We start from the raw sequence: 26,804 nt of genomic DNA on the forward strand, positions 1-26,804 counted from the left end.
GATCATTTATAAATGGGAGGCGCACCAAATGCCAGCTCTCATTCGTGCGCAGTTCAAGTTCGGAGGGTCCAATGACGCTTCAAGGGAAAGTCGCGCTCGTTGCCGGCGCAACGCGCGGCGCGGGCCGCGGAATTGCGGTCGAACTGGGCGCGGCCGGCGCCACCGTCTATGTTACCGGCCGCACGACCCGCACCCGGCAGTCGGATTATCAGCGCCCCGAAACCATTGAAGAGACAGCGGAGTTGGTCACCGCGCAGGGCGGCAAGGGCATTGCCGTTCGGGTCGATCACCTGGTCGCCGAAGAGGTGCAGGAGCTTGTGACGCGTATCCGCGAGGAGCAGGGCCGTCTCGATATACTAATCAATGACGTCTGGGGCGGTGAAAAACTCTTCGAATGGAACAAGTCGGTCTGGGAACACAATCTGGAGAACGGCCTGCGGCTGCTGCGGCTTGGAATCGATACGCATCTGATCACCGCGCATCACGCGTTGCCGCTGATGATCGAGCATCCGGGCGGGTTGCTTGTCGAAGTCACTGACGGCACGGCCGAATACAATGCCGGGCACTACCGGCTGTCGCCCTTCTACGATCTCGCCAAGGTGGCGGTGAACCGCATGGCGTGGGCGCATGCCAAGGACCTCGAAAGGCATGGCGCGACATCCGTCTCACTGACGCCGGGCTGGCTGCGCTCGGAGATGATGCTGGAGGCATTCGGCGTGCGGGAAGAGAACTGGCGCGACGCAACAGCCAATGTGCCGCATTTCGTCATATCCGAGACGCCGCGCTTCGTCGGCCGCGCGGTCGTGGCGCTCGCCTCGGATCCTCAGCGCTCGCGCTGGAACGGCCAGTCGCTTTCCAGCGGTGGGCTGGCGCAGATCTACGGCTTCACCGATCTCGACGGATCGCGCCCGGAGGCCTGGCGCTACGTCCCGGAAGTTCAGGATGCCGGCAAGCCGGCCGATGCGACCGGTTACCGATAGAGCAATTCCAGGAAAGGTGCGTAGCGTTTTTCCGTCCGAACTGCGTAAAGACAAAAGCGTCAGGCCGAGCGGCCGTCGAACTCGAACACTTCGATGCCCGCGATGTCGACATCTTTCAGGCAGTTGATGTTGATATAGGCGGACCGTTCATTGCCCTGGCTGACATCCTCGGCAAACGGATGAATGCCGCAGGTCCGGCAGAAGCGATGCGCGATTTGAGCCTTGCCGAAGGTGTAGCGGCCGAGATCGTCGCCCCAGGCGACCAGATTGAGCTTTTCGTGCGGCACGGCCCATAACAGGGCACCCTTGCGCCGGCAGATCGAGCAGTTGCAGCGCACCACGCCGCCGATCTCGCCCTTGACCTCGAACGCCACTTTTCCGCAGTGGCAGCTGCCTTTGTACAGCATCAGCATCTTCCCATCGCTGGCAGGGTGCAAGGGCACGCTTGCCGGTTTATCTCTTGCGCCGGCCCAACATCTGGCCGTGCCTAAAGACGTTGCAACTTTGCAAGGCCCGACATCGAAAATGCAATCCATCCGCGACCGCCTCGAAAACATCCTGTCACGTCTTGCCAATCGCGCGGCCGATGAGAAGGTCTATACCAAGCTCTATGCCGCGGCGGCGCGCGCAGCCGCCGACGCGTCCGACGCCCGCCGCAAGGCCGGCGTGAGCCTAGGCCCGTTCGATGGACGCATCGTCTCGATCAAGGACCTCTTCGATGTCGCCGGCGAACCGACGACGGCCGGGTCGCTGATCCGCGCCGGCGCCGCACCCGCCGCGCGAGACGCGGTGATCGTGCAAAGGCTGCGCCAGGCCGGCGCCGTCATCCTCGGCAAGACCAACATGACCGAGTTCGCCTTCACCGCGATCGGCGACAATCTGCATTACGGCACGCCGGGCAATGCCGCCGACGCCGGCCTGATCCCGGGCGGCTCGTCATCGGGAGCGGGCGTTGCGGTCGGCGAGGGCACGAGCGACATCTCGATCGGATCCGACACCGGCGGCTCGGTGCGCATCCCCGCCTCGCTCAACGGGGTCGTCGGCTTCAAGCCGACGGCGCGGCGTGTGCCTTTGGCCGGCGCCTTTCCGCTGTCGATGACGCTGGATTCGATCGGCCCGCTTGCCCGCAGCGTTGCCGATTGCGCCATTGCCGACGCGATCATGGCCGGAGAAGAGCCGGCGGCCCTTAGGCCGGTCCCGCTCGCCGGCTTGCGCATCGGCATTCCGCGGGGCGTGCTTTTCGGCGAAACGCAAGGGGAGGTCACCGGAGCTTTCGAGGTCTGCATCGACAGGATCGGGCAGGCCGGCGCCCGCGCTCACGATTTGTCCATCGACGATCTCATCGCCGAGATGCGGGCTGCAACCAAACGCGGCACGATCGCGTCCATGGAAGGCGCCGAAGTGCATGCCGATTGGCTGGCGAACGGGGCCTCGATGCCGGTCGATCCGCATGTCACCGGGCCATTGTCGCGCGCGCTCACCGTTCCCGCCTCGACCTATATCCGCACGATCCGCCGCCGCGGCGAGCTCGTGGCGGCCATGGCGGAACGGCTGGAGGCGGTCGATCTCCTGGCTCTGCCGACCGTGCCGATGGTCGCGCCGTCCATTGCCGCCATGGCCGGCGACGAAGCGCTGCGCGACAGGACGGAAGGGCTGCTTTTGCGCAATACCCAAGTCGCCAACCAGTTCGATCTCTGCGCCATCTCGCTGCCGATGCCGGGCACGAAACTGCCGACTGGGCTAATGCTGGTGGGCAAGCATGGGGATGATCGCCGGCTTCTATCCATCGCGGCGGCCGTTGAGGCTTTGCTTGCAGGTTGAATGCGCCCGCGAGGCGCGAGCCTTAGCGCGCCGAGCAGTGAGCGCGCTCGCTGTCCTTTGCCGCGCGCTCGATACCGGTCGCGATCAGCGTCGGCAGGCTGTACTGCTTGCCGTTGAAGGTATGCGGCCGGTTTGCGATCGTGCCTGTGACGACGACCTTGCCGGCATAGAGCTTATCCGGGAGATCGAGCGCCTTGTCCTGCTGCGGCAGGCCGTCAACGTCGATCCACACACCTTTGACGATCTTGCCTGTGGCGAGGTCGAGCACGCTGTTCGAAGGGCACGGTGCCATCACGCAGCGTAGGCCGTTGTCGCAGGGCACATAGCTGCCTTGATCCGCTCGAGCGCCCGTTGCGGTGATGCAGATGCCGGCTATCGGAACCAGGATTTCCGCGAGGTGCTTGACCATGACGGTGAAGGTCGCCGCCAAATCGGCGAAAATTGAGGCGCGGACTTCAGGTGGCCGGAAAGCGCCGCCGGTAGTGCTCGACGACTTCCGGATTGCGCAGATTGACCGGCAGCTTGCCGGCGAGCACCAGCAGCGCCTCGCCGGCGGCGCCGACGCCCATGCGCATCATCGATTCCTCGGTGATGCCGGCCATATGCGGGGTGATAATGACATTGCCGAAGCCGAAATAAGGATGGTTGGGCGGCAGCGGCTGCGTGGAAAAGACGTCGAGCGCAGCGCCGCCGATACGGCCCTGCTGCAGCGCTTCGATCAGCGCCTCGTCGTCCACCACCGGGCCGCGCGAGACATTGATCAGCAGCGCGTCGGGCTTCATGCGGGCGATGTGCTCGCGGCTGATCAGGCCGCGCGTTTCCTGCGTCAGCGGGCAGCAGAGCACGATGATGTCGCTCTGCTCGACCAGCGCGTCGATCGACAGGAAGCCGACACGCTCGGGCGCCGGGCGCAGGCTGCGCGTCGTCGCCACGACATTGAGGTCGAAGCCGTGCGCGGCGATATGGCCGACAGCCTGGCCGACGGCGCCGAGGCCGACGATGCCGATGGTCTTGCCGGCCAGCTCGCTGGTCGAATTGGCATGCTCGCGCCCAGCAAGCCAACCCTTGGCGCGCAGGTCGCGGTCCATCACGCGGAAGCGGCGCAACAGGGCAAGGGCGGTGAACATCACATGCTCGGCGACCGAGCGGGCGTTGACGGCAGGCACGTTCGCGACCAGCACGCCGGCGGCGGTCGCGGACTCGACCGGGATCATATCCAGCCCGGCGCCATGGCGGATCGCGGCGCGCAAATTCGAAGCACTCGCAAACAGCTCCGGCGGCAGCGGCGCGCGCACGATGACAATGTCGGCGTCGCGGGCCTCCTCGGTCAGCGTCTTGGGATCGAGCGCGGAAGCGATCGCAAGCCGCCCGGCACCGGCCAGCATGGCCGTGGCGCGCGGATGCAGCGGGTGCGTCGAGAGTATCTTGCGCACCGAACTCAAGCCTTCTCGAGCGCCGGGCTTCTCGTCTCAGTCCCGCGGCCTTCGATGATCCCCTTCCAGTAGCTCTCGGCGCCCTGCAGATGGGCATTCATCAAGGCCTGGGCGAGATTGCCGTCGCGGCGCAGCAGCGCTTCGTAAATCTGGATGTGCTCGGCATGCGAGCGCACGCTGCGTTCGGGGTCGTTGAAATAGATCGGCAGGCGCTGCTCGCCCATCAGGTAATAGACGCTGCAGATGTTGTGGAAGACGCTGTTCTTGGTCGCGCGCACGATCTCGAGGTGGAACTCGCGGTCCTCCTTGGCGAGGCCTTCGCCGGCGGCGATGCGTTCTTCCGAGGCTTTCAGGATCTCGCGCAGGCGCTCGAAGTTCTCCTCTGTGGCACGCGAGCAGGCAAGCTCGGCCGCCTTGATCTCGTGGATCTTGCGCAATTCGACGGTTTCGTAGATCTGCACCGGATCGAGCGGCAGACCCGCGCGGGCGAAAAGCGCCAACGCTTCCACGCTCGCCTGCTTGGTGTCGATGTAGATGCCGGATTTGGCGCGCCGCTCGACGATGCGCATGGCTTCGAGGATGGCGAGCGCCTCGCGGATCTGGCCGCGGCTGACGCCGAAATGTTCCGCCAACTCCCGTTCCGACGGCGTGCGGCCGGACTCCTTGTCCGAGTTGGAGAAGAGATAAGCGGCAAGTTCCGCGAGAAGGTTCTTTTCTTTCATCGTCAAATACGTTGCGCGTGCGCCTCCAGGAATCGCTCGGAGATGGTGAATCCCAAACCAGGCTTTTCAGGGATCGCTATCATACCGTCCTTCGCTTCGACAGTCTCCTCGACCAGGTCGTGGATCATCGGATTGGCGCCGAGCGAATATTCGATGATGAAGCTAGCGGGCGAGGCGGCACACACATGCAACCCGGCAAAGAAGCAGGGCGCGCCGGCCCATAGATGCGGCGCGAAGCGCAGGTTGAAGGCGCTGGCGATGGTGCCGATCTTCATCGCCTCGCTGATGCCGCCGCAAAATGCCGGATCCGGCTGGAAGATGTCGGCGGATTTCTGCATCGCCAGGTCGCGGAAGGCATAGCGCGTCGCCTCGCTCTCGCCGGTGGCGATTGGGGTCGAGCCGGAGGCGCGCACCTCGGCCATGCCCGGCTTGTCGTCGGCGATCACCGGTTCCTCGAACCAGGCAAGGTCGAGATCGGCAGTGAGCTTGATGAAGCGCTTGGCCTCGGCGACGGTATAGGTGCCGTGCGCATCGACCATCAGATCGACGTCGGGGCCGATCGCCTTTCGCGCGGCGCGCACGCGCGCGGCCGAAATATGCGGGGCGCCGTCCATGGCGCCGACGCGCATCTTCAGCGCCTTGAAGCCACCCTTGGCGATGTAGGATTTTAACTGCTCGCCAATCGCGTCGGCGGGGGCCCAGCCGCCCGAGGCATAGGCCTGCATGCGCTCGACCTTGCGGCCGCCGAGCAGCCGCCACACCGGCTTTCCGAGCGCCTTGCCGAGGATGTCCCAGAGCGCGATATCGACGGCGCTGATCGCCGCCACGCTCATGCCGCGCCGCGCCAGCTGCGGCATGGCATGGCCGGCATGCGCCGCCGTCTCGTGCCGAACGCCGTTATAGAGCATCTCCCAGATGATGCCGATGTCGGCCGGGTCGCGGCCGATGAGTTGCGGCGCGATCTCGTGGTTCAGCATGTGGACCAGCGCACCGTAGCTGCCGGCGCTGCCGGCGGCGTTCTTGCCCTCACCCCAGCCGACCAGGCCGTCATCGGTCTCTATGCGCAGAATGGCGGCGTCGAACGTCGTCACCTGACCGAAATCGCTGCGATGCTGCTTCGCGACTTCGATCGGGATACGAACCCACCAGGCCTGGACGCTTTTGATGCGCATGTTTTTCCTTCGGGCCTTTCCGCCCGCCGGGCGGAAGGGACAGGTTTCAGTCGGAAGTCACTTGATCAGTGGCAGCAGCGTTTCAGCGGTGATGCGCATCTGGTCGGTGTAGAACTTTTCCGTGAGCAAGCTGGAGCCGTGGTCCTGGATGAACTTGAGCTGCTCGGGCGAGATGTCGACCGGATTGCGCTCGACCATCTCCGGATAGGGCGCGGCCGGCGTGCGGTCGACGGGTGCGACGAATTCGTTCGTCAGCGCGCCGTCATAGCCGATCTCCTTCAGCGTGCCGACGATCTTCGGCCAGTCGATCTGGCCAAGGCCGGCGGCGAAGCGGTTGTTGTCGGCGACATGGAAGTCGAACAGGCGCTTCCCGACCTGACGGATCGCGTCATAGACGTTAAATTCCTCCATGTGGATGTGGTAGGCGTCGAGGCAGACGCCGCATTCAGGGCTCACCGCATCGGCGAGCGCCAGCGCCTGGGCGCCGCGGTTGAAGAGGTAGGTCTCGAAGCGATTGAGCGGCTCGACGGCGATCCTGACGCCGACCTTCTTGGCATGGGTGAAGCATTCGCGCGTGGCGTCGACCACCCAACCCCATTCCTCCGCCTCGGTGCCGTCCGGCACGACCTTGCCGACGGTCGCGGGCACGAGCGTGATGATCTCGCCGTCGAGCTCGCTCACCATGGTGAGCACGTCCTTGACATATTGGACCGAACGCTCACGCTGGCCCTGGTCCTTGGCGGCGAGGTTGCGTTCGCCCAGCATCAGCGTCACCGAGCCCCAGCAGCGAATGCCGTGCTCCTTCAGAAGCGCGCGCGTCTCCTTGGTCTTGTATTGCTCGGGCTCGCCGGAAATCTCGATCGATTCGTAGCCGAATTTCTTGATGCGCTTTAGCGTCACTTCGAGCGGCTCCGCCCGCATCCAATTGTGCGTCGAAAGATGCATGGTCTATCCTTCCCAGAATTCGCCTGTCACATTTTACCCGCGACGCCTCCGACAGAGGCCGCCGCACGTTTCCTCCCCAAGGCGTTGCCAGCATTTTCCTCGAAACTGGTTCGACCAATTGGGCCTGCCATGACCTCTACAGCAAATTTTCATGCGCGGCAAGAAGTGGGCATTGGAAGCTCCGCATCTCGGTCAATTTCATGATTTAACGAGGTAATTTTGCTTTTTTGACTCGCGGTCGCCTCCTCCTTCGAGGTTTTCCGGCGCTTGACCGAATTACGGGATTTGGTAATACCAGAATGACATGGCGTTCAGATGCCGATAGGACCGACCAAACAGGCTGGCCCTTGCTCCAATCGACGCTATGCTTGGTTCGCGAAAACAAAGAGGGAGGATGCCGATGCCGACGACGATGAAGGGTCCCGGCCTGTTTCTGGCGCAGTTCGCGGGTGACGCCGCGCCGTTCAATTCGCTGGCTTCGATAACCAAGTGGGCGGCAGGGCTCGGCTACAAGGGCGTGCAGATCCCGACCTGGGACGGACGCCTCTTTGATCTGAAGAAAGCTGCGTCGTCGAAGGCCTATTGCGACGAGGTGAAAGGCATCTGCGCTGACGCCGGCGTCGAGGTCACTGAATTGTCGACGCATCTGCAGGGCCAACTGGTGGCGGTGCATCCCGCCTATGACGCGCAGATGGATGGCTTCGCGCCGCCATCGGTGCACAACAATCCCAAGGCACGGCAGGAATGGGCCGTCGAACAGATGAAGTTCGGCGCCAAGGCATCGCGCAATCTGGGGCTGAACGCTTCAGTCTCGTTCACCGGCTCGTTGGCCTTCCCTTACCTCTATCCCTTCCCGCAGCGGCCGGCCGGGCTGATCGAGGAAGCTTTCGACGAACTCGGCAAGCGCTGGAGGCCGATCCTCGATGTCTATGAGGACAATGGCGTCGACGTCGGCTACGAGATCCATCCTTCCGAAGACGTGTTCGACGGCGCGACCTTCGAGATGTTTTTAGACGCGGTTGGCGGGCACAAGCGCTGCAACATCAACTACGATCCGTCGCATTTCCTGCTGCAGCAGCTCGACTATCTCGAGTTCATCGACATCTATCACGAGCGCATCAAGGCGTTCCATGTGAAGGACGCCGAGTTCAACCCGACCGGGCGGCAAGGCGTCTATTCCGGCTACCAGGGCTGGGTGAACCGGGCGGGCCGTTTCCGTTCGCTGGGCGACGGGCAGGTGGATTTCGGCGGCATCTTCTCCAAGCTCACCCAGTACAATTACGGTTCCTGGGCGGTGCTGGAATGGGAGTGCTGCCTGAAGCATCCCGAGGACGGCGCGGCCGAGGGCGCGCCTTTCATCCAGCACCACATCATCCGAGTGACGGAGAAGGCCTTCGACGATTTCGCCGCCGGCACAACCGACAAGAAGCTGTTGCGGGCGATGATGGGGATTTGACACTTGCGTTCCCTCCCCCTTGAGGGGAGGGTCGATCCGCGCAGCGGATCGGGGAGGGTCGCCGGGCGTAGACCTCGGCACCTATCGACCCCACCCGGCCCTGCGGGACACCCTCGCCTCAAGGGGGAGGGGTATCTCAGACAATGGAGGGACAAAAATGGTCGGCGCATCGAAGTCGGAAGCGGGAGGCGGCCCGATCCGCTATGGCATGGTTGGCGGCGGGCAGGGCGCTTTCATCGGCGCAGTGCACCGCATCGCAGCGCGCATGGACAATGACTTCGTGCTGGTGGCCGGCGCGCTGTCGTCGGACCCGGCGCGGGCAAAGGCTTCCGCCGCCGAACTCGGGCTAGATCCGGAGCGCAGCTACAGCTCCTATGCCGAGATGGCCAAGGCTGAAGCCAAGCGTCCGGACGGCATCGAGGCGGTGGCGATCGTCACGCCCAACAATGTGCATGTCCCGGCGGCGAAAGCCTTCCTCGAGGCGGGCATCCATGTCATCTGTGACAAGCCGCTGGCAACCTCGCTGGCGGAAGCCAAGAAGCTCGCGGCGCTTGTCGAGAAGACCGGCAAGGTGTTCGTGCTCACCCACAATTACACGGCCTATCCGATGATCAGGCAGGCACGCGAGATGGTGGCCAAAGGCATGCTTGGCGACATCCGCATCGTGCAGTCGGAATATCCGCAGGACTGGCTGACCGAGGACCTCGCCGCCACCGGCCAGAAGCAGGCATCATGGCGCTCCGACCCCAAGCAGGCGGGCGCTGGGGGCGCGCTGGGCGACATCGGCACGCATGCCTATAATCTTGCCCGCTTCGTGTCGGGACTGGAGCTGGATTCCTTGTCGGCCGATCTCGACGCGTTCGTGCCGGGACGCCAGCTCGACGACAATGTCAACGTCATGCTGCGCTTCAAGCCGGTCGGCGACAAGCATCCGGCCAAGGGCATGATCTGGGCGAGCCAGGTGGCGCCAGGCCATGAGAACGGGCTGAAGCTGCGCATCTACGGCTCCAAGGGCGGGCTGGAATGGGTCCAGGCCGATCCGAACTATCTCTGGTACACGCCCTTCGGCCAACCGAAGCAGCTTCTGACGCGGGCAGGCGCCGGCGCGATTCCGGTAGCCGCGCGCGTCAGCCGCGTGCCGTCCGGCCATCCGGAGGGTTATCTCGAAGGCTTCGCCAACATCTACCAGGAGGCCGCGCGAGCGATCCGGGCAGCACGCAGAAAGGGCGGCAAACCGGGCAAGGATGTGGTCTTCCCGACGATCGCGGACGGAGTCGAAGGCATGGCCTTCATCGAGGCCTGCGTGAAGTCGTCGAAGAAGAATGGGGCGTGGACGAAGCTCTAGGGACGGCTGCGTCGTCCAAGGGAGTTCCCCTCACCCGGATTGCCAGCCGAATTGCGAAGAGCAATTCGGGGCAATCCGACCTCTTCCCGAGGGGAGAGGAGACAAGCAACGCCGGCGCCGACCTCTTCTCCCCACCGGGGAGAAGGTGGCCGCGAAGCGGCCGGATGAGAGGGGTGTGGCCCGCCAGCCTAAATGGCTGGCCGCAAGTGGGAAGGGGGTGTCGATGAAAATCGGCATGTGCATGTTCTTGTGGACCACCAGCGTCTCGATGAAGCACGAGACGCTGCTCAAAGACATCAAGGCGACCGGCTTCGATGGCGTCGAGATACCGGTCTTTGTCGGGACGCCTGACGACTACAAAAAACTCGGCGAAATGCTCGACCGCATCGGTCTGGAGCGCACCGCGGTCTCGGCCATGGGCGATCCGGCGATGAACCTGATCTCGCCGGATGGCGCCACGCGCAAGGCCGGCATCGATTACATGAAATGGGCGATCGACTGCAGCGCCGCCCTTGGCGCCAACACACTCAGCGGGCCGCTGCATTCGACGCTCGGCGTCTTTTCCGGCAGCGGGCCGACTTCCGCGGAGAAGAAGCGCTCGGTCGCCTCGCAGCGCGCCATTGGCGACCATGCCGGCAAGAAGGGCGTCACCATCGGGCTGGAAGCGCTCAACCGCTTCGAATGCTATCTGGTCAACACCATGGCCGACCTGTCAGAGCATATCGACGCGATCGGCCGGCCGCACATCAGGGCGATGTACGATACTTTCCATGCCAATATCGAGGAGGCAGATCCGATCGGCGCCTACACGCGCAACCGGAGGAACATCGTTCATATCCATATTTCGGAGAACGACCGCGGCGTGCCGGGGCGGGGCAACATCCCGTGGAAGGAAACCTTTTCTGCCATCCGAAAGAGCGGCTATGACGACTGGCTGACCATCGAGTCGTTCGGACGCTCGCTGAAGGATCTGGCGGCGGCGACGAAGGTTTGGCGCGATTTCGCGGAGAGCCCGGAGGCGGTTTATCGGGAGGGGTATCGGCATATCAGGGATGGGTGGCAGAGCGCCGCTTAGGCGCCCCGTGCCCGGTCCATTTATAATTTGCGTTCATAGTGGTTGCCAGGTGGTTCCCCCACTCCGTCTCGGCTTCGCCGAGCCACCTCTCCCCCCTCCGGAGGGAGAGGAAGGGAGCCCGGCGCCGGGAGAGGCCTTCGAGGACAGGCGCAGCTCCGACAGTCTGGCGCATTTCCTCTACCCCGTCGACCGGGGGAGAGGTGTCGAGCGAAGCTCGACGGAGTGGGGGTCGACCCTTGGCGCGGCACTATACGATGCCCACGCTTTTGCGTCACAAGCCTACCCCCGCTCAGCCTGCAGCCGATTGTAATCATGCAGCGTGCGGCTCAGCCTTCGGCGCAGGAAGTTCGAGATGTTGTCGAAGATGAACACGACGGCCAGCGTCAACAGCACCATGTAGAAGACATTGGCCCAGTTGGAATTGGTGCGCATCGCTTCCCAAAGCTTCAGGCCGATGCCGCCGGCGCCGACGGCGCCGATGATGGTCGCGCCGCGGGTGTTGGATTCCCACTGGTAGAGCGTCTGGCTGATGAAGACCGGCACCACTTCCGGCAGCACGCCGTAGCGCTGCACCAAAATGCCGTTGGCGCCGGTCGACAGCACGCCTTCGCGTGGCTTATCGTCGATGTTCTCCAGCGCCTCGGAATAGGTTTTGCCCAATGTGCCGATTTCGGTGAAGAAGATCGCGGCGCTGCCGGCCAGCGGTCCGGGGCCGAAGGCGCGGGTGAAGAACAGCGCCCAGATCAGCATGTCGACCGAGCGCATGAAGTCGAAGAAGCGTTTCAGCACCTGGCTCAGCACGCCGCTCGGCGTGATGTTGCGGGCGGCGAAGAAGGCAAGCGGGAAGGCGACGATGCCGCCGAGCAGCGTGCCGAGGAACGCCATGACGATGGTCTGCAGCAGCTTCGTCCAGACGTCGCCATGCTGCCACTGCGCATTGTTCCAGATGTTGTCGGCCGCCAGAGCGAGGTTGGACGTGCCGGGCCGGAGCTCAGGCCCGGAGACGATCAGCGAGATGACCTCGCCGGCCGGTTTGCCGAAAAAGGGCGAGCGCGTGTCGAAGACGAAATTCGCCCAGCCGAGGAAGCGCTTGCGCACTTTGACGCGGTCGACCGTGACCCGCACCTCGCCGACAAAGCCCATCTTGGCGACGATCTCGTCGTCATGGACGGTCACCCAGTCGGGCACTGGGCCCGTGACCACCGGCTTGCCGCCGGTCAGCGATATGGGCACGGTTTCGCCATTTGCCGTGATCGTCGCCCTGGTCTTGTCGAAGGTGACGGATTTGGCGCTACCGTCGATCTGGACGGTGTAAGTGCCGTCGGGGTTCTTGATCACCCAATCGGGATCGGGGTTTTCGCCAAGCGCCGAGAAGCGCGGATATTTCGGCGTGATCTCGGGCTGGTCGAGCCGGAATTCCGGCTGGAGGTCGTAGCTGATCCATTGCGATAGGAAGAGCGGCAGGCGCTCCCAATGCGACTGTCGCAGCACCTGCGGCAGGCTGAAGAACCACAAGGCATAGGCAAGATAGAGCGCTGTGCCTACGATCAGCAGCAGCGGCCAGAAGCGCTTGTAGGCCGGCCGCCGGAATATCTGCGGGTGGCGGTGCTCGATCGCGCTTAGTTCGTCGGCGGTCATGGCAGCCATATCACGCGCTCATCAGGAAAGCCTGCTCGCCTACGAGCTTGCGGCGCAGCCAGGCGGAGAACTGGTCGACGAGGAAGATGGTGATGAAGAGCAGGAGCACCAACGCCAGCGTCTTGGCGCCGAAGCCGCGCGAAATGGCGAGCTTCAGTTCCTCGCCGATGCCGCCGCCGCCGACTGCGCCCATGATGGTCGAGATGCGCACGTTGATCTCGATCCGGAGCAGCGTGTAGGACATGAAATTGGGCAACACCTGCGGCAGGTCGGCGAAGCGCACGCGCTCGAACCAGTTGGCGCCGACGGCGCGCAGGCCCTCCTCGGGGCGCATGTCGATATTCTCGTTAATCTCGTAGAACAGCTTGCCCAGCGCGCCGATCGAATGCAGGCCGATGGCGATGATGGCTGCCACGGGGCCGATCGAGACGATGGCCGCGAACAGGCCTGCAATCACGATCTCTGGAAAGGCGCGCAGCAGTTCCATGAAGCGCTTGACGATGAGACGCAGGATCGGGCTCGGCGTCAGGTTGCGCGCGGCGATGAAGGAGAAGGAACGGCGAAGACGAAGCCGATGAAGGTCGAGACCAGCGCCACGTTCACCGTGGTCAGCATCAACTCGAAATATTCGGGGATGTAGAAGCCGCCCCAGATATAGACGCGGCCGAGCGGGAAATTGAACTCCTGCGTGCCCTTGTCGTTGGGCGAAGCGATGTCAAACAGCGCCCGCCAGACGTCGTTCCAGTCCTTCGGAACCAGCCAGCTCAGGAAATCGAGGATGTGCGGCAGCCGGTCGAAGAAGTGGCCGGCATTGGCCTCGTCGGCGAACCACATGGTCGCGCCCATGGCGACAAGCAGCAGGGCGACGCCAAGCGCGGTGTAGAAGCGGCGCAGCGAGGTCTGGCGCCGCCAGGCATCGGCCTGCTGGCGGGTCGCGTCGGAATGGATTGTTGTCGAAAGGGTCATGATCGAGAATGCAAAAAGGGCGGCGCCGCCGCATCGGCCCGAAAATCGAAATCCGATTTTCGGAAAGTCCGATGCGGCAATCCAAAGTGCCAAAGCGTACTTTGTGCGTCCAAGTGGACGCACGTCGCTTTGGTGAGCGCCGCCCTTTTCCTGATGCCTCAACCGCCGATAGCGGCTTTGCGGGCTTCAATGATGACGTTGTAGAAGTCCGGCTTCACCGGGACGTAGCCGGTGAAGTCGCCACCCTCGACGCCTTCGAAGCAGGCCTTGTCCTTGGCCGGCAGGGCGGTGAAGAAAGCGGCGAGCTTGGCGGTCATGTCGTCGCCGAGCGCGGTGCGCACGACCAGCGGGCCATTCGGGATCAGGCCCGAGCGCCACACTTCGACGAAGTCGTTCGGGTCGACGGCGCCCTTGGCGACTTCCTTGTGGAAGGTGCCGGAGGTGTAGCCGTTCTTGAAGTCGCCGATGCCGGAAGAATCGTCCACCGCCACGTCGACCTTGCCGTCGCGGACGGCCAGGATGTTGTTCTCATGGCCGCCGTTGAACTGGGTCGAGGCGAAGTAGGTTTCGTTGGAAGCGCCGGTGTCCTTCGGAATCTGGGTCAGCGGGATCAGATAGCCCGAGGTCGAGTCCGGATCGGCGTAGCCGAGCTTCTTGCCCTTGGCCGACTTGATGTCGGTGATGCCGGAGGACTTCAGCGCCAGGCCGATCGAATAATAGCCGGTCGAGCCGTCGGTCTGCTTGGTGGTGAGGATCGGGGTGACGGCCTTCGGGTCCTTCAGATAGACGCTGGCGTAGCCGGACGCGCCGAGCTCGGCGAAGTCGAGCGTGCCGCCGAGCAGGCCCTGGATGACACCGTCATAGTCGGCGGCCGGGAACAGCGACACCTTCTCGAAGCCGAATTCGGCCTTCAGATGATCGGCGAGGCACTGGTAGTTGCGCAGACGGTCGGTCTCGTTCTCGCCGCCGAGGATGCCGACGCGGAATTCCTTGATGTCGGCGGCGTGCGCGGCGCTTGCCGCCATGGCGAGCAGTGAAACGCCCGCAAAAACCATCTTTCTGAACATTGTGATCTCTCTCCTGTTGTTCCGGCTGCGCGCCGGCGGCGTTCTGATTTTTCAAGTCTTGCCGTTGACGCTGGCGGGCGATCCGGGTTGCTCGGCTGAAATCCACGATTTGCCCGGACCTGTTGGGGCCGGGGCGCGGAGTCAGTAGCCAGGGAAGGCTGGTTCGAGCGGTCCGGCGGATGCGATAATCTTCGGCCTGATGGTCACGCTGGTCGACGTGATGGCCTCGGAGATCTCGGCGCCGCTGGCATCGGCGCCATAGACGGTGCGCACGGCTTCGCGATCGAGGTCTTCGGGGGCGCCGTCGAAGACGACCTTGCCGGCGGCCATGCCGATGATGCGGTTGCAATAGGCGCGCGCGGTGTCCAGCGTGTGCAGATTGGTGACGACGGTGATGCCTTCGCGCAGATTGATGTCGCGCAGCGAATCCATCACCACCTTGGCGTTGAGCGGATCGAGCGAGGCGATCGGCTCGTCGGCCAGAAGTACTTTCGGCTGCTGCATCATGGCGCGGGCGATCGCCACACGCTGCTGCTGGCCGCCGGACAGCGTGCCGGCCGGCTGCAGCGCGGTACGGGCGATGTCGAGGCGCTCCAGCGCGGCCACCGCCTCCGCGCATTCGGTGCGCGTGAACATGCCGAGCAGGTTGGAAACGGTCGAACGATGGTTGAGGCGGCCGAGCAGCACGTTGGTGAGCACGTCAAGGCGCGGCACGAGGTTGAACTGCTGGAAGATCATGGCGCAGTCGCGCTGCCAGCGCCGCAGCGGCGAGCCCTGCAGGCTGGAGACCTCGGCGCCGTCAAAAAAAATCGATCCCTGGCTGGGATCGATGAGGCGATTGATCATGCGCAGCAGCGTCGACTTGCCGGCGCCGGAGCGGCCGATGATGCCGACCATCTGACCGCGCGGGATCGAGATGTTGATGTCGCTGACAGCGACGTTCTTGCCAAATCGTCGGGTTACGCCGCGAATTTCCAGCGTGGCCGATGATGCCGACATACCAAAGCTCCAGTCCGTCGCGGTTTTGCAGGTCTGTTAACCTTCGCTAGCGCAGGCCGATGAAGCTGGGGTGTCGGATTGATGTCAGTTTTGTTACGAGTCACAGGCTTGGAGATTCAACCAAGCACCAGCAATTCCTCGAAATGCTTCATGTCCTTGAAGCTGCAGAAGGCCGGCGGCTTGAGCTCGACCACCGGGGCTTCCCGCTCGAGGAAGAACAGGCTCTCGTCGAACAGATCCTGCCAGGCGAAGGCACGCTCGTCGGCGAGACGACGGAGCTGGTAGGCGAAGGTGATGTGGAAGACATAGGTGTCGTGGTCCGGGTGGCGATAGCCGAACGGCACTGAAAGGGCATCGCGCCACGTTTTCAGGATCCGGCGGTCTTCCTCGGTGGCGCCGGCGACGGTGAGGCCGGTCGGCACAACTTCGACAGTCTTGACCTTGAAGGGGCTGTGTCCCTCGAAGCCTTGCAGGCGATCGAGATAGAGGCGGGTCATGGCGTCGATACCGGCGTCGAGCGGCACGCGGGCGGGCCAGTAGGGAGGCGGCGCCGGTATTCGATGATGCCCTGGAAGAGCGTCATATGCAGGCTGCAGATCGGCGTGAAGGCGAGCCGATCGGCATCCGGCATGGCGAGCATGCGCTCGCGTACCCTGATGATCGCCGCTTGGGAAGCCGAGCCCTCGACCAGATGGCAGACGACCGTGTTGCCCGGTTCGAGGAGGAAGTTGCCCGACGCGTCGTAACGAGTGCCGAGATGCGTGGGCGGCGCTGGGTTGGTGCCTTCGAAAATCCAGTGAGCGAGGGTCTGACGGTTTCGATCATGGCGATCTCCTTGCGGGAAATCGTCTCCTGTCCGAGTCCTATGTCAGGGATGTGAATGGTGAATGGTGAAGAAGGCTCCCCTGATCCTTATTCGTCAGCACCATTCACCATTGACCATTCAGCATTCACAACCGTTAGCCGCCATATTTTTCCAGGAACGCCTCGGCCTCCAATTCGCGGAAATCGTCGAGGGCGGCGCGTAGCCTTGCATGATCCCAGTCCCACCAGGCCAAAGCCTGGTAGCGCTCGGCGGTGCGGCGGTCGAAGCGCTCGCGGATCGGTTTCGCCGGAACGCCGCCGACGATGGTGTAGGGCGCGACATCCTTCGACACCACTGCGCCGGCGCCGACGGCCGCGCCGTCGCCGACGGTCACGCCGGGCAGGATGGTCGAGCCGTGGCCGAGCCAGGTGTCGTGGCCGATGATGACGCGCTTGGCGCGGCGCTCGGCGAAGAACGCGCTTTCATGCTCGGCGTCGTCCCAATAGTCGGAGGCGCGATAGGTGAAGTGGTGCAGTGTCGGCCGCCAGGTCGGGTGGTTGGTGGCGTTGAGGCGCACCGCAGCGGCGATGTTTGAGAACTTGCCGATGGTCGCGCACCAGACGACGCAGTCCTGCATCATGTAGGAATAGTCGCCCAGCTCGCATTCGGCGACGCGGCTGCGCTCGGCGATCTCGGTCCAGCGGCCGAGCGTCGAGTTTTCGACCTGCGCCGTCGGATGGATCAGCGGCGTCTCCGAAAGCTTCTTCATGCGGCGATCTTTCCGGCGGCAAAGGCGGTGACGTCGATGACGCGATCGGCGACAGCCTCACGTACATCGAGATCGTGGAAGATGCCGAGCAGGGCAACCCCCGCCGCCTTCTTGGCGGCGATGAGCTCGACCACGACATCGCGGTTCTTCGCGTCAAGCGAGGCGGTCGGCTCGTCGAGCAAAAGGATCGGATGCTCGGTGATGAAGCCGCGCGCGATGTTGACGCGCTGCTGCTCGCCGCCCGAGAAGGTCGCGGGCGGCAAGGCCCAGAGTTTTTCCGGCAGGTTGAGCTGCGCAAGCAAGGAGCGAGCCTTCGCCCGCGCAATCTCGCGATCCTCGCCGCGCTCGACCAGCGGCTCGGCGACGACGTCGAGCGCGGGAACACGCGGCACGGTGCGCAGGAACTGGCTGACATAGCCGATAGTATGGCGGCGCACGGCAAGCACGGTGCGCGGGCTGGCGGAAGCGAGGTCAATCAACCCGCCGCCATGCTGGACGATGATCTGGCCTTCATCGACGGCATAGTTGCCGTAGAGCATCTTGAGGATCGAGCTTTTTCCGGCGCCAGACGGACCGCCGAGCACGGCGCATTCGCCGGCGCGGATCGAGAAGGAAACACCCGTCACCACCGGCAGCGTGACGCCGTCGCGCAGATGCATGGTGAAGCTTTTGGCGACATCGGAAACGACAAGCGGCGTAGCCATCATCAGAGCCCTTTGTTGTGCCGCATGGTCTGGTCCGAAAACCGGTTTCCACTTTTCGGGACCATGCGGCTAGACCTGCAAAATGGAAGAAACGAGAAGCTGGGTGTAGGGCGCACGCGGATCGTCGAGCACGCGGTCGGTCAGGCCGCTTTCGACGACGCGGCCGTCCTTCATCACCATCATGCGCTGCGACAGAAGCCGCGCCACGGCGAGGTCGTGGGTGACGACGATCGCCGCCAGGCCGAGATCGGTGACCAGCCCGCGCAGCAGGTCGAGCAGGCGGGCCTGCACCGAGACGTCGAGGCCGCCGGTGGGCTCGTCCATAAAGACGAGCCGCGGGCCGGTCACGAGGTTGCGGGCGATCTGCAGGCGCTGGCGCATGCCGCCGGAAAAGGCGCGCGGCTCGTCGTCGATGCGGTCCTCGTCGATCTCGACGCGCGACAGCCAGTCGACGGCGGTGGCGCGGATCTTGCCGTAGTGGCGGTCGCCGACCGCCATCAGCCGCTCGCCAACATTGGCGCCGGCTGACACCGTCATGCGCAAGCCGTCCGCGGGGTTCTGATGGACGAAGCCCCAGTCGGTGCGCATCAGGAAGCGGCGCTCGGCCTCGCTCATGCGATAGAGCTCGCGCCATTGGCCGTCACGCATGCGGTAGCTCGCGGTGCCGGAGGAAGGTAGCAGCCTGGTCGACAGGCAGTTGAGCAGCGTCGTCTTGCCGGAACCGGACTCGCCGACCACCGCCAGGACCTCGCCCGGCCAGAGGTCGAAGGTGACGTTCTCGCAGCCGACGCGCGAGCCGTAGAATTTGGACAGCGCGGAAACGCGCAGCAGCGGTTCGTCGGTCATTCGGCCTCCTTACTCCTCGCCATTGTGGGGAGGGTCGGCGCGCGGCGCCGGGGTGGGGGTTGAGTGAGATGTGGATTGGTCAAGACCCCCACCCGCGCCTTCGGCGCGACCTCCCCACGAGGGGGAGGTAGGATCGGCTCGCCGCTTCTCGCAATGGTCGGTATCCGAGCAGACGAACATGTGGCCGCCATGGTCGTCGAGGATGACCTCGTCGAGGTAGACATTCTCGGCGCCGCAGAGCGCGCAAGGCTGGTCGAATGTCTGCACCTCGAAGGGATGATCCTCGAAATCGAGGCTGACGACGTCGGTGAAAGGCGGCACCGCATAGATGCGCTTCTCGCGGCCGGCGCCGAACAATTGCAAGGCCGGCGAGCGGTGCATCTTCGGATTGTCGAATTTCGGCGTCGGCGAAGGATCCATCACATAGCGGCCCTCGACCTTGACCGGATAAGCATAGGTGGTGGCGATGCGGCCGTGCCTGGCGATGTCCTCGTAGAGCTTCACATGCATGAGGCCATATTCCTCCAGCGCATGCATCTTGCGCGTTTCGGTCTCGCGCGGCTCTAGGAAACGCAGCGGCTCGGGGATCGGCACCTGGAAGACCAGCACCTGGCCGGCGGTCAGCGGCTGCTCCGGGATGCGGTGGCGCGTCTGGATGATCGTCGCCTTCGCGGTCTCCGTGGTGACGGCGACCTGGGCGACCTTCTTGAAGAAGGCACGGATCGAGACGGCGTTGGTCGTGTCGTCGGCGCCTTGGTCGATGACCTTCAGCACATCGTCCGGACCGATGATCGAGGCGGTGACCTGCACGCCGCCGGTGCCCCAGCCATAGGGCATCGGCATCTCGCGCGAGGCGAAAGGCACTTGGTAGCCGGGGATGGCGATGCCCTTCAGGATGGCGCGGCGGATCATCCGCTTGGTCTGCTCGTCGAGATAGGCGAAGTTGTAGGTGGCGATGTCGGTCATGGTGATCACGTCCGCTCTTTGCTACATATTCGATGTTCAGAACGCAGGAGCCCGGCCATATGACTTTCACCGGATGGATGCATCTTGGGGTGCTGTTGCTGGTGTTTGTCGGCATCTCCGCTTTTGCTTTGCGCAAAATGGTTCTTCCGACGCCGAAAGAGTCCCCTCGCGGCGAGACAGTTGGCGGCGCCACCTACGGTGGAAGTGGAGGCTTTATCGGCGGCGGACATTCCGGTAGCGGACACTAAGTTCATTCCGCTGCCTCCCGCTTTTCCTCGGCGACCTTGTTCTCGTTTTGCCGCGCTTCGTATTCGGCGCGCATGCGGCGGACGAGGCCGAGCTCGGCCTGGAAGTCGACATAATGCGGCAGCTTCAGATGCTCGACGAAGCCGGTCGCCTGCACATTGTCGGAATGCGAGATGACGAACTCCTCGTCCTGCGCAGCGGCGACGACATCCTCGCCGAGCTCGCTCGCGCGCAGCGCCCGGTCGCACAGCGCCATGGCCATCGCCTTGCGCTCGCTCTGGCCGAAGACCAGGCCATAGCCGCGGGTGAATTGCGGCGGCGCCTTGGCCGAACCCTTGAACTGGTTGACCATCTGGCATTCGGTGACGCGGATCGAGCCGAGCGGCACGGCAAAAGGCAGCTCCGGCACGTCCAGCTCCAGCTCGACCTCGCCGATGCGCACCTCGCCGACAAAGGGGTGATTGCGGGCGTAGCCGCGTTGCGTGGAATAGCCGAGCGCCAGCAGGAAACCTTCGTCGCCACGCGACAGCGCCTGCAGGCGGATGTCGCGTGCCATCGGGAACTGCAGCGGCTCGCGCGTGATGTCGCCAGGCACATGGTCAAGCGGCATGTCGCCGTCGGCCTCGATCAGACCTTCATGGGCAAGGATCGCGGAAACGCGCGGCATGGCCTCCGGCTCGACCGGGCGCTGCGCCGGCGTCTCGACCTCGGCGCCGGCGGCAAGCTCCGGATCGAGCAGGCGGTGCGTGTAGTCGAAGGTCGGGCCGAGCACCTGCCCGCCGGGCAGGTCCTTGTAGGTGGCCGACACGCGCCGCTCGACCTGCATCGCGCCGGTGTCGACCGGATTGGTGTAGCCGAAGCGCGGCAGCGTTGTGCGGTAGGCGCGCACCAGGAAGATCGCCTCGATCATGTCGCCGCGCGCCTGGACGACGGCCAGAGCCGCAAGCTCGCGATCATACAGCGAGCCCTCGCTCATCACGCGGTCGACGCCGAGCGCCAGCTGCTCGACGATCTGGTCGAGGCGCAGCGCCGGCACCGAGCGGTCGCCGCGGCGGCGATCGGCAAGCAGGCGGTGCGCATTGGCAATGGCGGCCTCGCCGCCTTTCACCGCGACATACATGTCACGCCTCCATCGTCTTGATGCGGGTGGTGCGCGGCAGGCAGGCGAGGTGGCCTGGCGCCGCCAGGATGATGTCGACGCCGCGCGGGAAACGCTGGTTGTTCTGCTTCCACTGCTCGACGAAATGGCGCGGCATCCCTGGAGGCGCGATCATCGCCGTCGTTTCGATCCCCGGACCTTCGAGCAGCAGCGACGGGCCAGAAGCAAGGTCGTCGACCAGGAGGATCAGCGTCGTCGAGCGGTCGGGATATTCCTGCGTGCCTTGCGCAAAACCGTCGAGTGCGGCCACCTCCTTCGGATTGGCGATCAAGGCGAAATGTGCGTCGGCGGGGGTGTTGGCCAGGGGCGCGCCGGTGTGGAAGCCAAGCCAGGCCTTGACCGAGGTTTCCGCCTGCAGCGGCGGATCGAGCCAGACCGGCGTGTCGTTGTCGCAGAGCGAGAGCGCCACGGCGCCGGCCGTCGCCGACAGCGGCGCGGGCGGGCGGGCGAGTTGCGGCAGCGGCTGGACCGTGCCAGGGTGGGCCATCGCGTCCATGATGGCGCGGAACACGGTCTGGGCGTTGAAGACCGGCTCGGCAAAGCCGCCGTCGATCGATTGCGTGGCGATATCCATCAGTCCTCTCCGCGCACCATGGTGAAGAAATCCACTTCCGTGGCCGCCGTTTCGACGCGTTTTGTCTCGCGCGCCGCATCGAGCGCCGCGCGCAAGGGCGCCGCGAGCTTCGTCTCGACCGTTTCGCGGTGCGTCGGGTCCTGCCACAGCGCGTCGGCGATGGCCGCGAGCCTGGCCTTGCCCTTGTCGCGGCCGAGCGCATAGGAATGGCCGACCCGGCCCGAGGGCAGCCGCACCGTGGCGCGGGTGACGGTCGCCTCGCCGACATTGAAGGGCGCGCCGCCGCCGCCGATCCGTCCGCGCACCGTCACCAGTCCGGTTTCGGGGCCGCGCAAAAGCTCGGCCTCGGAGGGCAGGCCCGACTCGTTCCACAGGCGGGCGATCTCATCGGCTTCGGCGTGCGCCAGCGTCGCCATCAACGCCTTTCGGCCGGCCTGCTCGCGCGCTTCCTGTCCTCGCATCGCATCGCTCCCTGCATCTGAAAATTTGTCTATTGATATAGACAACTATACAAATTATACCTACCTCCTAATGAGAGTCCATGACGGGTGGATGACAGGGGGCGCAAAAGTAGGGTGAGGGCGTTGGGGGCGGGGAAATGAGCGGACTGGCACGCAGCATCGAAAGGCGCAACGGTGTGTCGCTGTGGCGGCAGATCGCCGACAAGATATTGCAGGGGATCGCGAGCGGCGATTTCGCCGAGAACGCGGCGCTGCCGCCCGAGATAGCGCTGGCCGAGCGCTACGGCGTCAACCGCCATACGGTGCGCAGCGCCATTGCGGCACTTGTGCAGGAAGGCGTGCTGAAGGCCGAGCAGGGACGCGGCACCTTCGTCCTGTCGCGCAAAAGGCTGTCCTATCCGATCGGCGCACGCACGCGCTTCTCGACCGGGCTGCAAGGGCAGACGAGCGAGCGGCATATCGCGCTCTTGTCGTCGTCGACGGAGCCGGCCAGCCGGCGCGTCGCCGAGGCGCTTGGCATAGCGAAGGGCGCGGCCGTCATTCGCCTGGAGACGCGCGGCGAGGCCGACGGGCATGCGGTGTCACGCGCAACCACCTGGTTCGACGCCAAACGCTTCGCTGGCATCGAGGCGGCAATGGCGGAAACGGGGTCGATCACCGCCTCGCTGAAGCGCTTCGGCGTCAATGACTATCTGAGGCATTCGACCGTGCTGTCGGCACGCCATGCCGATGCCGACGACCTTGCAGCCCTCGATCTCCAGCCCGGCGCCATCGTGCTGGTGACGGTCGCCGTCAACGTCACGCTGGACGGTGAGCCGATCCAGTTCGCGGAGTCGCGCTTTCCGGCGGAGCGGGTCGAATTGAGGCTGTCGGCCGGCTATTAGTGCGTTTCACCGTTTCACGGAAACGGCGAAACGCCCTATCTATCTGTTTTTACGCAATTCCGGACGGAAAACCGCTCACACTTTTCCTGGAATTGCTCTAGCGGCGCTCACCCGACCTCGATGACCGCCTTGATCAGCCCCGATTTCTCATGCGTCCATCTGGCCAGGTCACGCGGCGTCCCGGCGAGCGTTGTGCGATGGGTGACGAGTTTCGCCAACGGCACGGCGCCATTGCGGATCGATGCGGCCACATGCTCGAAGTCGGCCTTGAGCGCGTTGCGGCTGCCGACTAGCGTCATCTCGCGCTTGTGGAATTCGGGGTCGGAGAAGGTGATGTCGTCCTTGACGACGCTGACCAGCACCAGCGTGCCGCCATGCGCGACATGGGCGAAGGCGGATTGCACCGATTGCGTGTTGCCGGTCGCGTCAAAGACGAGGTCGAACCCTTCGCCACCGGTTGCCTGCCGCACCAGGTCGGTCGCTGCCGCCTTTGAGCTGTCCAGAGGGGCAAAGCCGAGCTCTTTTTCGGCGAAGCCGAGCCGCTCGGCGCTCATGTCGAGCAGGCTGACATCGAGCCCCGCGATGCGCGCGAAGATCGCCGTGCCGAGGCCGATCGGGCCAGCGCCGATGACCAGCGTGCGCTGGCCGGGCAGCCCGAGCGATCGGCGCACCGCATGCGCGCCGATCGCCAGGAATTCCACTGCAGCGGCGTCGGACAGCGACAGGCCGTTTGCCGGGTAAAGGTTCTGCGCCGGCACCAGGATCTCGTCGCACATGGCGCCGTCGCGGTGGACGCCGAGCACTTCGATCTTCACGCAGCAATTCGGCTTGCCGTGCCGGCAGGCGATGCATTTGCCGCAGGCGAGATAGGGGTTGATGATCACCGGTTCGCCGACGGCGAGATCGACGCCTTCGCCTTTCTCGACGATGGTACCGGAAACCTCGTGGCCCATGATGCGCGGATAGGCGAGGAAGGGATGCTTGCCTTCGAAGATGTGGTAGTCGGTGCCGCAGATGCCGACATGGCTGACGGCGATGCGCGCCCAGCCGTGTGGGGGCGCGCCGGGCTCGGCGCGGTCTTCGAGGACAAGCTCGCCGGGCGAGCGGCAGACGACGGCTTTCATGTGCAGATCCAGTGTTCAAAAAAGAGCGCCGGCCTCGTCATGCGGGGCCGGCGCGGAGTTCAGGGAGGATTCACTTGCCTCGCCGGCGCAGGCCGTCGAAGTAGACGATGACAATGATCAGCGCTCCGGTGATGACACGCTGCCAGAAGGTGTTGACGTTGAGCAGGTTGGCGCCGTTGTTGATCGTCGACAGGATGAAGGAGCCGATCAGCGGTCCGTGCACGGAGCCGATGGCGCCGAACAGCGAGGTGCCGCCGATGACCGACGAGGCGATGGCCTGCAGTTCATAGGTGTCGCCCTGCGTCGGGTTGCCGATGCCGATGCGCGAGGCGAGCAGCACGCCGACGAAAGCCGCCAGCAGGCCGGACAGGACATAGGCCATGTAGATGGTGCGCGGCACGTTGACGCCCGACAGGCGCGCCGCCTCCGCATTGGAGCCTACCGAGAAGAGATAGCGGCCCCAACGCGTGTGATGCAGGAAAATGTAGGACGGCACGGCGACCAAGATCACCATCCAGAACAGGTAGGGAATGCCGGCGAGCGATCCGCGCGAGAAGGCCTGGAACGAATCGCTGTTGATCGAGATCGAGTTACCGTTGGTCATCAGCAAGCCGATGCCGCGCAGCGACGTCATGGTGGCAAGCGTGATGATGAAAGGCGGCAGGCCCATCTTGACGATGCCGAAGCCATGGAACAGACCGATGGCCACGCCGACGAGCAAGGTGACGAGCACGGCGACCCAGATCGGCCAGCCTGCATTGATCAGCAGGGCGACGATGACGGTGGTGAAGCCGACGATAGCGCCGACCGAGAGGTCGATGCCGCCGGTGATGATGACGAACGTCTGGCCGACGGCGAGGATGGCGATCAGCGAGCCCTGGCGCAAAAGGTTGGTGATGTTGAGCGCCGTGGCGAAGGAGGGCGTGGCGACGGCCAGCACGATCCACATCAGAACCAGCAGGCCAAGCAGCGTCAGGCCGAAGAGGGCGTTGAAATTGCGCTTGGGTTTTTCGGCGGGGATCGCCTCGGTGCTCATTTTTGTCCTCCCGACTTTTCTTGTTTCTCGGCCAGTGCCTGACCCAAAATGTCCTCGTGGCTGGCGGTGCGGAAACCGTGCGTGGCGACCAGCTTGCCGCGCCGGAACACATGCAGCGTGTCGGCAAGCTCGTAGACTTCCGGCAGGTAGGACGAGATCAGGATGATGCCGGCGCCCTTGGACAGCAGCGTCGAGAACAGGCGGTAGATCTCGGCCTTGGTGCCGACATCGACGCCCACCGTCGGCTCGTCGAAGATGAACAGCTTGGCGCCATGCGCCAGCCATTTGCCGATGACGATCTTCTGCTGGTTGCCGCCCGAGAGGCTGGAAGCCAGCGCATTGCGCGTCGGCGTCTTGATGCGCAGATCGGCGATCTGGCGGTCGGCCTCGGTCTTCTCCTTGGCGCCGGAGATCAGAAAATTGCTCGAGATGCGCTTGTAGATCGGCAGGTTGAGGTTGATCCCGACCGGGAGATTGAGGCAGAGGCCCTGGTCGCGGCGGCTTTCCGGGGCGAGCGCCATGCCGAGCCTTATCGCGTCATGCTCGGAATTGACCTGAACCTCCTTGCCTTCCCACAGGATCTGGCCGGCTGACTTCCTGTGACGGCCGTAAAGCGTGGTGACGAACTCGCTGCGGCCGGCGCCGATCAGGCCGTAGAGGCCGACGATCTCGCCGGCGCGGACCGTCACCGAGACATTCTCGAAGCCTTTGCCGGAGAGGTTCTTCGTCTCGACGATCGTGGCGCCGGGGGTGAAATGCTCCTTGTGGTAGATCTGCTCGATCGAGCGGTTGATCATCAGCTTGACCAACTCGGGCTCGTCGGTCTCGGCAATGTCGCGGGTGCCGACCAGAGTGCCGTCGCGCAGCACGGAGACGCGGTCGGCAAGCTCGAACACTTCCTCCATGCGGTGGCTGATATAGATGATCGTGACGCCGTCGCCCTTCAGCCGGCGGATCAGCTTGAAGAGCTGATCGGCCTCCTTGCGGGTGAGGTAGGCGGTCGGTTCGTCGAAGATCAGGAATTTCGTGCCGCGCACCGTGGCACGGGCGGCGGCGATCAGCTGCTGCTGGCCGATGGTGAGGTCGCCGAGCACGACATGCGCCGGCAGGTCGAAGCCCAGCCCGTCGATGATCTTTTGCGCTTCCTTGACCATGGCGCGTTGCTGCAGCAAGCCGAAGCGGGATTCCTCCTCGCCGAGGAACATGTTGGCGGCGACGGTGAGATGGCGGCACAGCACCACCTCCTGGTGGACGGCATTGATGCCCAGCGCCATCGCCTCATGCGGCGTGGCCAGAGCCGCCGGCTTGCCTTCCCAGATGACCTCGCCGGAAGTGCGCGGCATGACGCCGGTCAGAAGTTTTATCAGGGTCGACTTGCCGGCGCCGTTCTCGCCGACGATGGCGTGGATTTCGCCTGCCTTGAAGGCGAGGTGCACCGGCTTCAGCGCATGCGTGCCGGGATAGCGCTTTTCCAGTCCGTTGAGTTCGAGGATCGTCCTGCCCGGGGCCAGCGTGGGGGCGGGGTGCAGGTCCTGCGCCGTCGACGTCATGACAATCCTCCCAGACTGGTCTCAACCGTTGGGTACGCAGCGATGCGTCTGACGCGCATCT

25 protein-coding genes and 3 pseudogenes are annotated in these 26,804 nt (G+C 64.4%); 7 read left to right on the forward strand and 21 right to left on the reverse strand.

Annotated elements, in window-relative coordinates:
* The first annotated feature begins 71 nt into the window (after window positions 1-71).
* A complete protein-coding gene (locus tag P9273_RS28320) occupies window positions 72-980 on the forward strand; it encodes an SDR family oxidoreductase (protein WP_278051749.1) in 909 nt (302 codons plus the stop codon).
* 59 nt (window positions 981-1,039) lie between these two features.
* Here P9273_RS28320 and P9273_RS28325 read toward each other — a convergent pair whose 3' ends face one another.
* Window positions 1,040-1,387, reverse strand: coding sequence for a GFA family protein (locus P9273_RS28325; RefSeq protein WP_278051750.1), 348 nt, complete (start codon window positions 1,385-1,387; stop codon window positions 1,040-1,042).
* Between the two features lie 118 nt (window positions 1,388-1,505).
* Between P9273_RS28325 and P9273_RS28330 the strand changes: the two genes are divergently transcribed.
* Window positions 1,506-2,801, forward strand: coding sequence for an amidase (locus tag P9273_RS28330; RefSeq protein WP_278051751.1), 1,296 nt, complete (start codon window positions 1,506-1,508; stop codon window positions 2,799-2,801).
* Between the two features lie 22 nt (window positions 2,802-2,823).
* Here the strand turns inward: P9273_RS28330 and P9273_RS28335 are convergent, their stop codons facing one another.
* Genes P9273_RS28335 through P9273_RS28355 form a run of 5 tightly spaced genes read right to left on the reverse strand, consistent with a single transcriptional unit; the run spans window position 2,824 to window position 7,073 of the window.
* The gene (locus P9273_RS28335; protein ID WP_278051752.1) at window positions 2,824-3,210 is read right to left on the reverse strand and encodes a hypothetical protein; all 387 of its coding nucleotides are present in this window, start codon (window positions 3,208-3,210) and stop codon (window positions 2,824-2,826) included.
* Window positions 3,211-3,256: 46 nt separating this feature from the next.
* Complete coding sequence (locus P9273_RS28340; RefSeq protein WP_278051753.1) at window positions 3,257-4,234, reverse strand: hydroxyacid dehydrogenase; 978 nt, start codon at window positions 4,232-4,234, stop codon at window positions 3,257-3,259.
* A gap of 5 nt (window positions 4,235-4,239) precedes the next feature.
* The gene (locus P9273_RS28345) at window positions 4,240-4,956 is read right to left on the reverse strand and encodes a FadR/GntR family transcriptional regulator (RefSeq protein WP_278051754.1); all 717 of its coding nucleotides are present in this window, start codon (window positions 4,954-4,956) and stop codon (window positions 4,240-4,242) included.
* A 2-nt stretch (window positions 4,957-4,958) separates the two neighbouring features.
* The gene (locus P9273_RS28350) at window positions 4,959-6,128 is read right to left on the reverse strand and encodes a mandelate racemase/muconate lactonizing enzyme family protein (protein ID WP_041003687.1); all 1,170 of its coding nucleotides are present in this window, start codon (window positions 6,126-6,128) and stop codon (window positions 4,959-4,961) included.
* 57 nt (window positions 6,129-6,185) lie between these two features.
* The gene (locus P9273_RS28355) at window positions 6,186-7,073 is read right to left on the reverse strand and encodes a sugar phosphate isomerase/epimerase family protein (RefSeq protein ID WP_278051756.1); all 888 of its coding nucleotides are present in this window, start codon (window positions 7,071-7,073) and stop codon (window positions 6,186-6,188) included.
* A 400-nt stretch (window positions 7,074-7,473) separates the two neighbouring features.
* Between P9273_RS28355 and P9273_RS28360 the strand changes: the two genes are divergently transcribed.
* From P9273_RS28360 to P9273_RS28370, 3 genes are all read left to right on the forward strand, one after another.
* Window positions 7,474-8,529 carry a sugar phosphate isomerase/epimerase family protein gene (locus P9273_RS28360; protein ID WP_278051757.1) on the forward strand — a complete coding sequence of 352 codons (1,056 nt, stop codon included), beginning with the start codon at window positions 7,474-7,476 and terminating at the stop codon, window positions 8,527-8,529.
* Between the two features lie 157 nt (window positions 8,530-8,686).
* Window positions 8,687-9,874: a Gfo/Idh/MocA family protein gene (locus P9273_RS28365; protein ID WP_278051758.1), complete on the forward strand. Its 1,188-nt coding sequence runs from the start codon at window positions 8,687-8,689 to the stop codon at window positions 9,872-9,874.
* A 223-nt stretch (window positions 9,875-10,097) separates the two neighbouring features.
* Complete coding sequence (locus tag P9273_RS28370) at window positions 10,098-10,949, forward strand: sugar phosphate isomerase/epimerase family protein (RefSeq protein WP_278051760.1); 852 nt, start codon at window positions 10,098-10,100, stop codon at window positions 10,947-10,949.
* Between the two features lie 279 nt (window positions 10,950-11,228).
* On the opposite strand, the gene phnE (P9273_RS28375) is transcribed toward P9273_RS28370, so the two are convergent.
* From phnE (P9273_RS28375) to P9273_RS28415, 9 genes and pseudogenes are all read right to left on the reverse strand, one after another.
* Entirely contained in the window at window positions 11,229-12,596 is a 1,368-nt protein-coding gene (gene phnE / locus P9273_RS28375) for a phosphonate ABC transporter, permease protein PhnE (RefSeq protein WP_278051761.1), read from the reverse strand.
* A 1-nt stretch (window position 12,597) separates the two neighbouring features.
* Window positions 12,598-13,553 (reverse strand): annotated as a pseudogene (gene phnE / locus P9273_RS28380) (phosphonate ABC transporter, permease protein PhnE).
* A 158-nt stretch (window positions 13,554-13,711) separates the two neighbouring features.
* Window positions 13,712-14,620, reverse strand: coding sequence for a phosphonate ABC transporter substrate-binding protein (gene phnD, locus P9273_RS28385; RefSeq protein WP_278051762.1), 909 nt, complete (start codon window positions 14,618-14,620; stop codon window positions 13,712-13,714).
* Window positions 14,621-14,761: 141 nt separating this feature from the next.
* Entirely contained in the window at window positions 14,762-15,619 is an 858-nt protein-coding gene (phnC, locus tag P9273_RS28390) for a phosphonate ABC transporter ATP-binding protein (protein WP_278051764.1), read from the reverse strand.
* 116 nt (window positions 15,620-15,735) lie between these two features.
* Window positions 15,736-16,444: pseudogene (locus P9273_RS28395) on the reverse strand (DUF1868 domain-containing protein).
* Window positions 16,445-16,578: 134 nt separating this feature from the next.
* On the reverse strand, window positions 16,579-17,193 hold the full coding sequence (locus P9273_RS28400; protein ID WP_278051766.1) for a DapH/DapD/GlmU-related protein: 615 nt from the start codon (window positions 17,191-17,193) through the stop codon (window positions 16,579-16,581).
* A complete protein-coding gene (phnL, locus tag P9273_RS28405) occupies window positions 17,190-17,897 on the reverse strand; it encodes a phosphonate C-P lyase system protein PhnL (protein WP_041003761.1) in 708 nt (235 codons plus the stop codon). The genes P9273_RS28400 and phnL overlap by 4 nt, the downstream gene beginning before the upstream one ends.
* Window positions 17,898-17,966: 69 nt before the next feature.
* Entirely contained in the window at window positions 17,967-18,743 is a 777-nt protein-coding gene (gene phnK / locus P9273_RS28410) for a phosphonate C-P lyase system protein PhnK (RefSeq protein ID WP_140544515.1), read from the reverse strand.
* Window positions 18,744-18,875: 132 nt separating this feature from the next.
* Window positions 18,876-19,709, reverse strand: a pseudogene (locus P9273_RS28415) (alpha-D-ribose 1-methylphosphonate 5-phosphate C-P-lyase PhnJ); the annotation flags it as partial.
* A 59-nt stretch (window positions 19,710-19,768) separates the two neighbouring features.
* On the opposite strand from P9273_RS28415, the gene P9273_RS28420 reads away from it, so the two are divergent.
* Complete coding sequence (locus P9273_RS28420; protein ID WP_278051769.1) at window positions 19,769-19,957, forward strand: hypothetical protein; 189 nt, start codon at window positions 19,769-19,771, stop codon at window positions 19,955-19,957.
* Between the two features lie 2 nt (window positions 19,958-19,959).
* Here P9273_RS28420 and P9273_RS28425 read toward each other — a convergent pair whose 3' ends face one another.
* Genes P9273_RS28425 through phnG form a run of 3 tightly spaced genes read right to left on the reverse strand, consistent with a single transcriptional unit; the run spans window position 19,960 to window position 22,149 of the window.
* Entirely contained in the window at window positions 19,960-21,075 is a 1,116-nt protein-coding gene (locus tag P9273_RS28425; protein ID WP_278051770.1) for a carbon-phosphorus lyase complex subunit PhnI, read from the reverse strand.
* A 1-nt stretch (window position 21,076) separates the two neighbouring features.
* Window positions 21,077-21,688 (reverse strand): phosphonate C-P lyase system protein PhnH, encoded by a 612-nt coding sequence (phnH, locus tag P9273_RS28430; protein ID WP_278051772.1) that lies wholly within the window; start codon window positions 21,686-21,688, stop codon window positions 21,077-21,079.
* The gene (phnG, locus tag P9273_RS28435) at window positions 21,688-22,149 is read right to left on the reverse strand and encodes a phosphonate C-P lyase system protein PhnG (protein WP_278051775.1); all 462 of its coding nucleotides are present in this window, start codon (window positions 22,147-22,149) and stop codon (window positions 21,688-21,690) included. The genes phnH and phnG overlap by 1 nt, the downstream gene beginning before the upstream one ends.
* Before the next feature lie 137 nt (window positions 22,150-22,286).
* Here phnG and phnF point away from each other — a divergent pair, with 137 nt between their 5' ends.
* On the forward strand, window positions 22,287-23,033 hold the full coding sequence (gene phnF / locus P9273_RS28440) for a phosphonate metabolism transcriptional regulator PhnF (RefSeq protein WP_278051776.1): 747 nt from the start codon (window positions 22,287-22,289) through the stop codon (window positions 23,031-23,033).
* Between the two features lie 107 nt (window positions 23,034-23,140).
* On the opposite strand, the gene P9273_RS28445 is transcribed toward phnF, so the two are convergent.
* The 3 genes from P9273_RS28445 to P9273_RS28455 form a co-directional block, all read right to left on the reverse strand.
* Window positions 23,141-24,157, reverse strand: coding sequence for a zinc-binding alcohol dehydrogenase family protein (locus tag P9273_RS28445; protein ID WP_278051777.1), 1,017 nt, complete (start codon window positions 24,155-24,157; stop codon window positions 23,141-23,143).
* A gap of 70 nt (window positions 24,158-24,227) precedes the next feature.
* Complete coding sequence (locus P9273_RS28450) at window positions 24,228-25,193, reverse strand: ABC transporter permease (protein ID WP_041003652.1); 966 nt, start codon at window positions 25,191-25,193, stop codon at window positions 24,228-24,230.
* On the reverse strand, window positions 25,190-26,743 hold the full coding sequence (locus tag P9273_RS28455) for a sugar ABC transporter ATP-binding protein (RefSeq protein WP_278051780.1): 1,554 nt from the start codon (window positions 26,741-26,743) through the stop codon (window positions 25,190-25,192). Before P9273_RS28455 ends, P9273_RS28450 begins: the two co-directional genes overlap by 4 nt.
* Window positions 26,744-26,804: the final 61 nt, after the last annotated feature.

Origin of the sequence: Mesorhizobium sp. WSM4935 (assembly GCF_029625735.1) — a bacterium.
Classification (GTDB): domain Bacteria; phylum Pseudomonadota; class Alphaproteobacteria; order Rhizobiales; family Rhizobiaceae; genus Mesorhizobium.

Coding starts and splice junctions, on each gene's coding strand:
- P9273_RS28425 (WP_278051770.1), bottom strand. CDS start 21,075: ATGTATGTCGCGGTGAAAGGCGGCGAGGCCGCCATTGCCAATGCGCAC.
- phnD (WP_278051762.1), bottom strand. CDS start 14,620: ATGTTCAGAAAGATGGTTTTTGCGGGCGTTTCACTGCTCGCCATGGCG.
- P9273_RS28350 (WP_041003687.1), bottom strand. CDS start 6,128: ATGCGCATCAAAAGCGTCCAGGCCTGGTGGGTTCGTATCCCGATCGAA.
- P9273_RS28370 (WP_278051760.1), top strand. CDS start 10,098: ATGAAAATCGGCATGTGCATGTTCTTGTGGACCACCAGCGTCTCGATG.
- phnH (WP_278051772.1), bottom strand. CDS start 21,688: ATGGATATCGCCACGCAATCGATCGACGGCGGCTTTGCCGAGCCGGTC.
- phnL (WP_041003761.1), bottom strand. CDS start 17,897: ATGGCTACGCCGCTTGTCGTTTCCGATGTCGCCAAAAGCTTCACCATG.
- phnC (WP_278051764.1), bottom strand. CDS start 15,619: ATGTCGGCATCATCGGCCACGCTGGAAATTCGCGGCGTAACCCGACGA.
- P9273_RS28360 (WP_278051757.1), top strand. CDS start 7,474: ATGCCGACGACGATGAAGGGTCCCGGCCTGTTTCTGGCGCAGTTCGCG.
- phnE (WP_278051761.1), bottom strand. CDS start 12,596: ATGGCTGCCATGACCGCCGACGAACTAAGCGCGATCGAGCACCGCCAC.
- P9273_RS28330 (WP_278051751.1), top strand. CDS start 1,506: ATGCAATCCATCCGCGACCGCCTCGAAAACATCCTGTCACGTCTTGCC.
- P9273_RS28450 (WP_041003652.1), bottom strand. CDS start 25,193: ATGAGCACCGAGGCGATCCCCGCCGAAAAACCCAAGCGCAATTTCAAC.
- phnG (WP_278051775.1), bottom strand. CDS start 22,149: ATGCGAGGACAGGAAGCGCGCGAGCAGGCCGGCCGAAAGGCGTTGATG.
- P9273_RS28365 (WP_278051758.1), top strand. CDS start 8,687: ATGGTCGGCGCATCGAAGTCGGAAGCGGGAGGCGGCCCGATCCGCTAT.
- P9273_RS28345 (WP_278051754.1), bottom strand. CDS start 4,956: ATGAAAGAAAAGAACCTTCTCGCGGAACTTGCCGCTTATCTCTTCTCC.
- P9273_RS28325 (WP_278051750.1), bottom strand. CDS start 1,387: ATGCTGTACAAAGGCAGCTGCCACTGCGGAAAAGTGGCGTTCGAGGTC.
- P9273_RS28335 (WP_278051752.1), bottom strand. CDS start 3,210: ATGGTCAAGCACCTCGCGGAAATCCTGGTTCCGATAGCCGGCATCTGC.
- P9273_RS28400 (WP_278051766.1), bottom strand. CDS start 17,193: ATGAAGAAGCTTTCGGAGACGCCGCTGATCCATCCGACGGCGCAGGTC.
- P9273_RS28455 (WP_278051780.1), bottom strand. CDS start 26,743: ATGACGTCGACGGCGCAGGACCTGCACCCCGCCCCCACGCTGGCCCCG.
- phnF (WP_278051776.1), top strand. CDS start 22,287: ATGAGCGGACTGGCACGCAGCATCGAAAGGCGCAACGGTGTGTCGCTG.
- P9273_RS28355 (WP_278051756.1), bottom strand. CDS start 7,073: ATGCATCTTTCGACGCACAATTGGATGCGGGCGGAGCCGCTCGAAGTG.
- P9273_RS28320 (WP_278051749.1), top strand. CDS start 72: ATGACGCTTCAAGGGAAAGTCGCGCTCGTTGCCGGCGCAACGCGCGGC.
- P9273_RS28445 (WP_278051777.1), bottom strand. CDS start 24,157: ATGAAAGCCGTCGTCTGCCGCTCGCCCGGCGAGCTTGTCCTCGAAGAC.
- P9273_RS28420 (WP_278051769.1), top strand. CDS start 19,769: ATGACTTTCACCGGATGGATGCATCTTGGGGTGCTGTTGCTGGTGTTT.
- phnK (WP_140544515.1), bottom strand. CDS start 18,743: ATGACCGACGAACCGCTGCTGCGCGTTTCCGCGCTGTCCAAATTCTAC.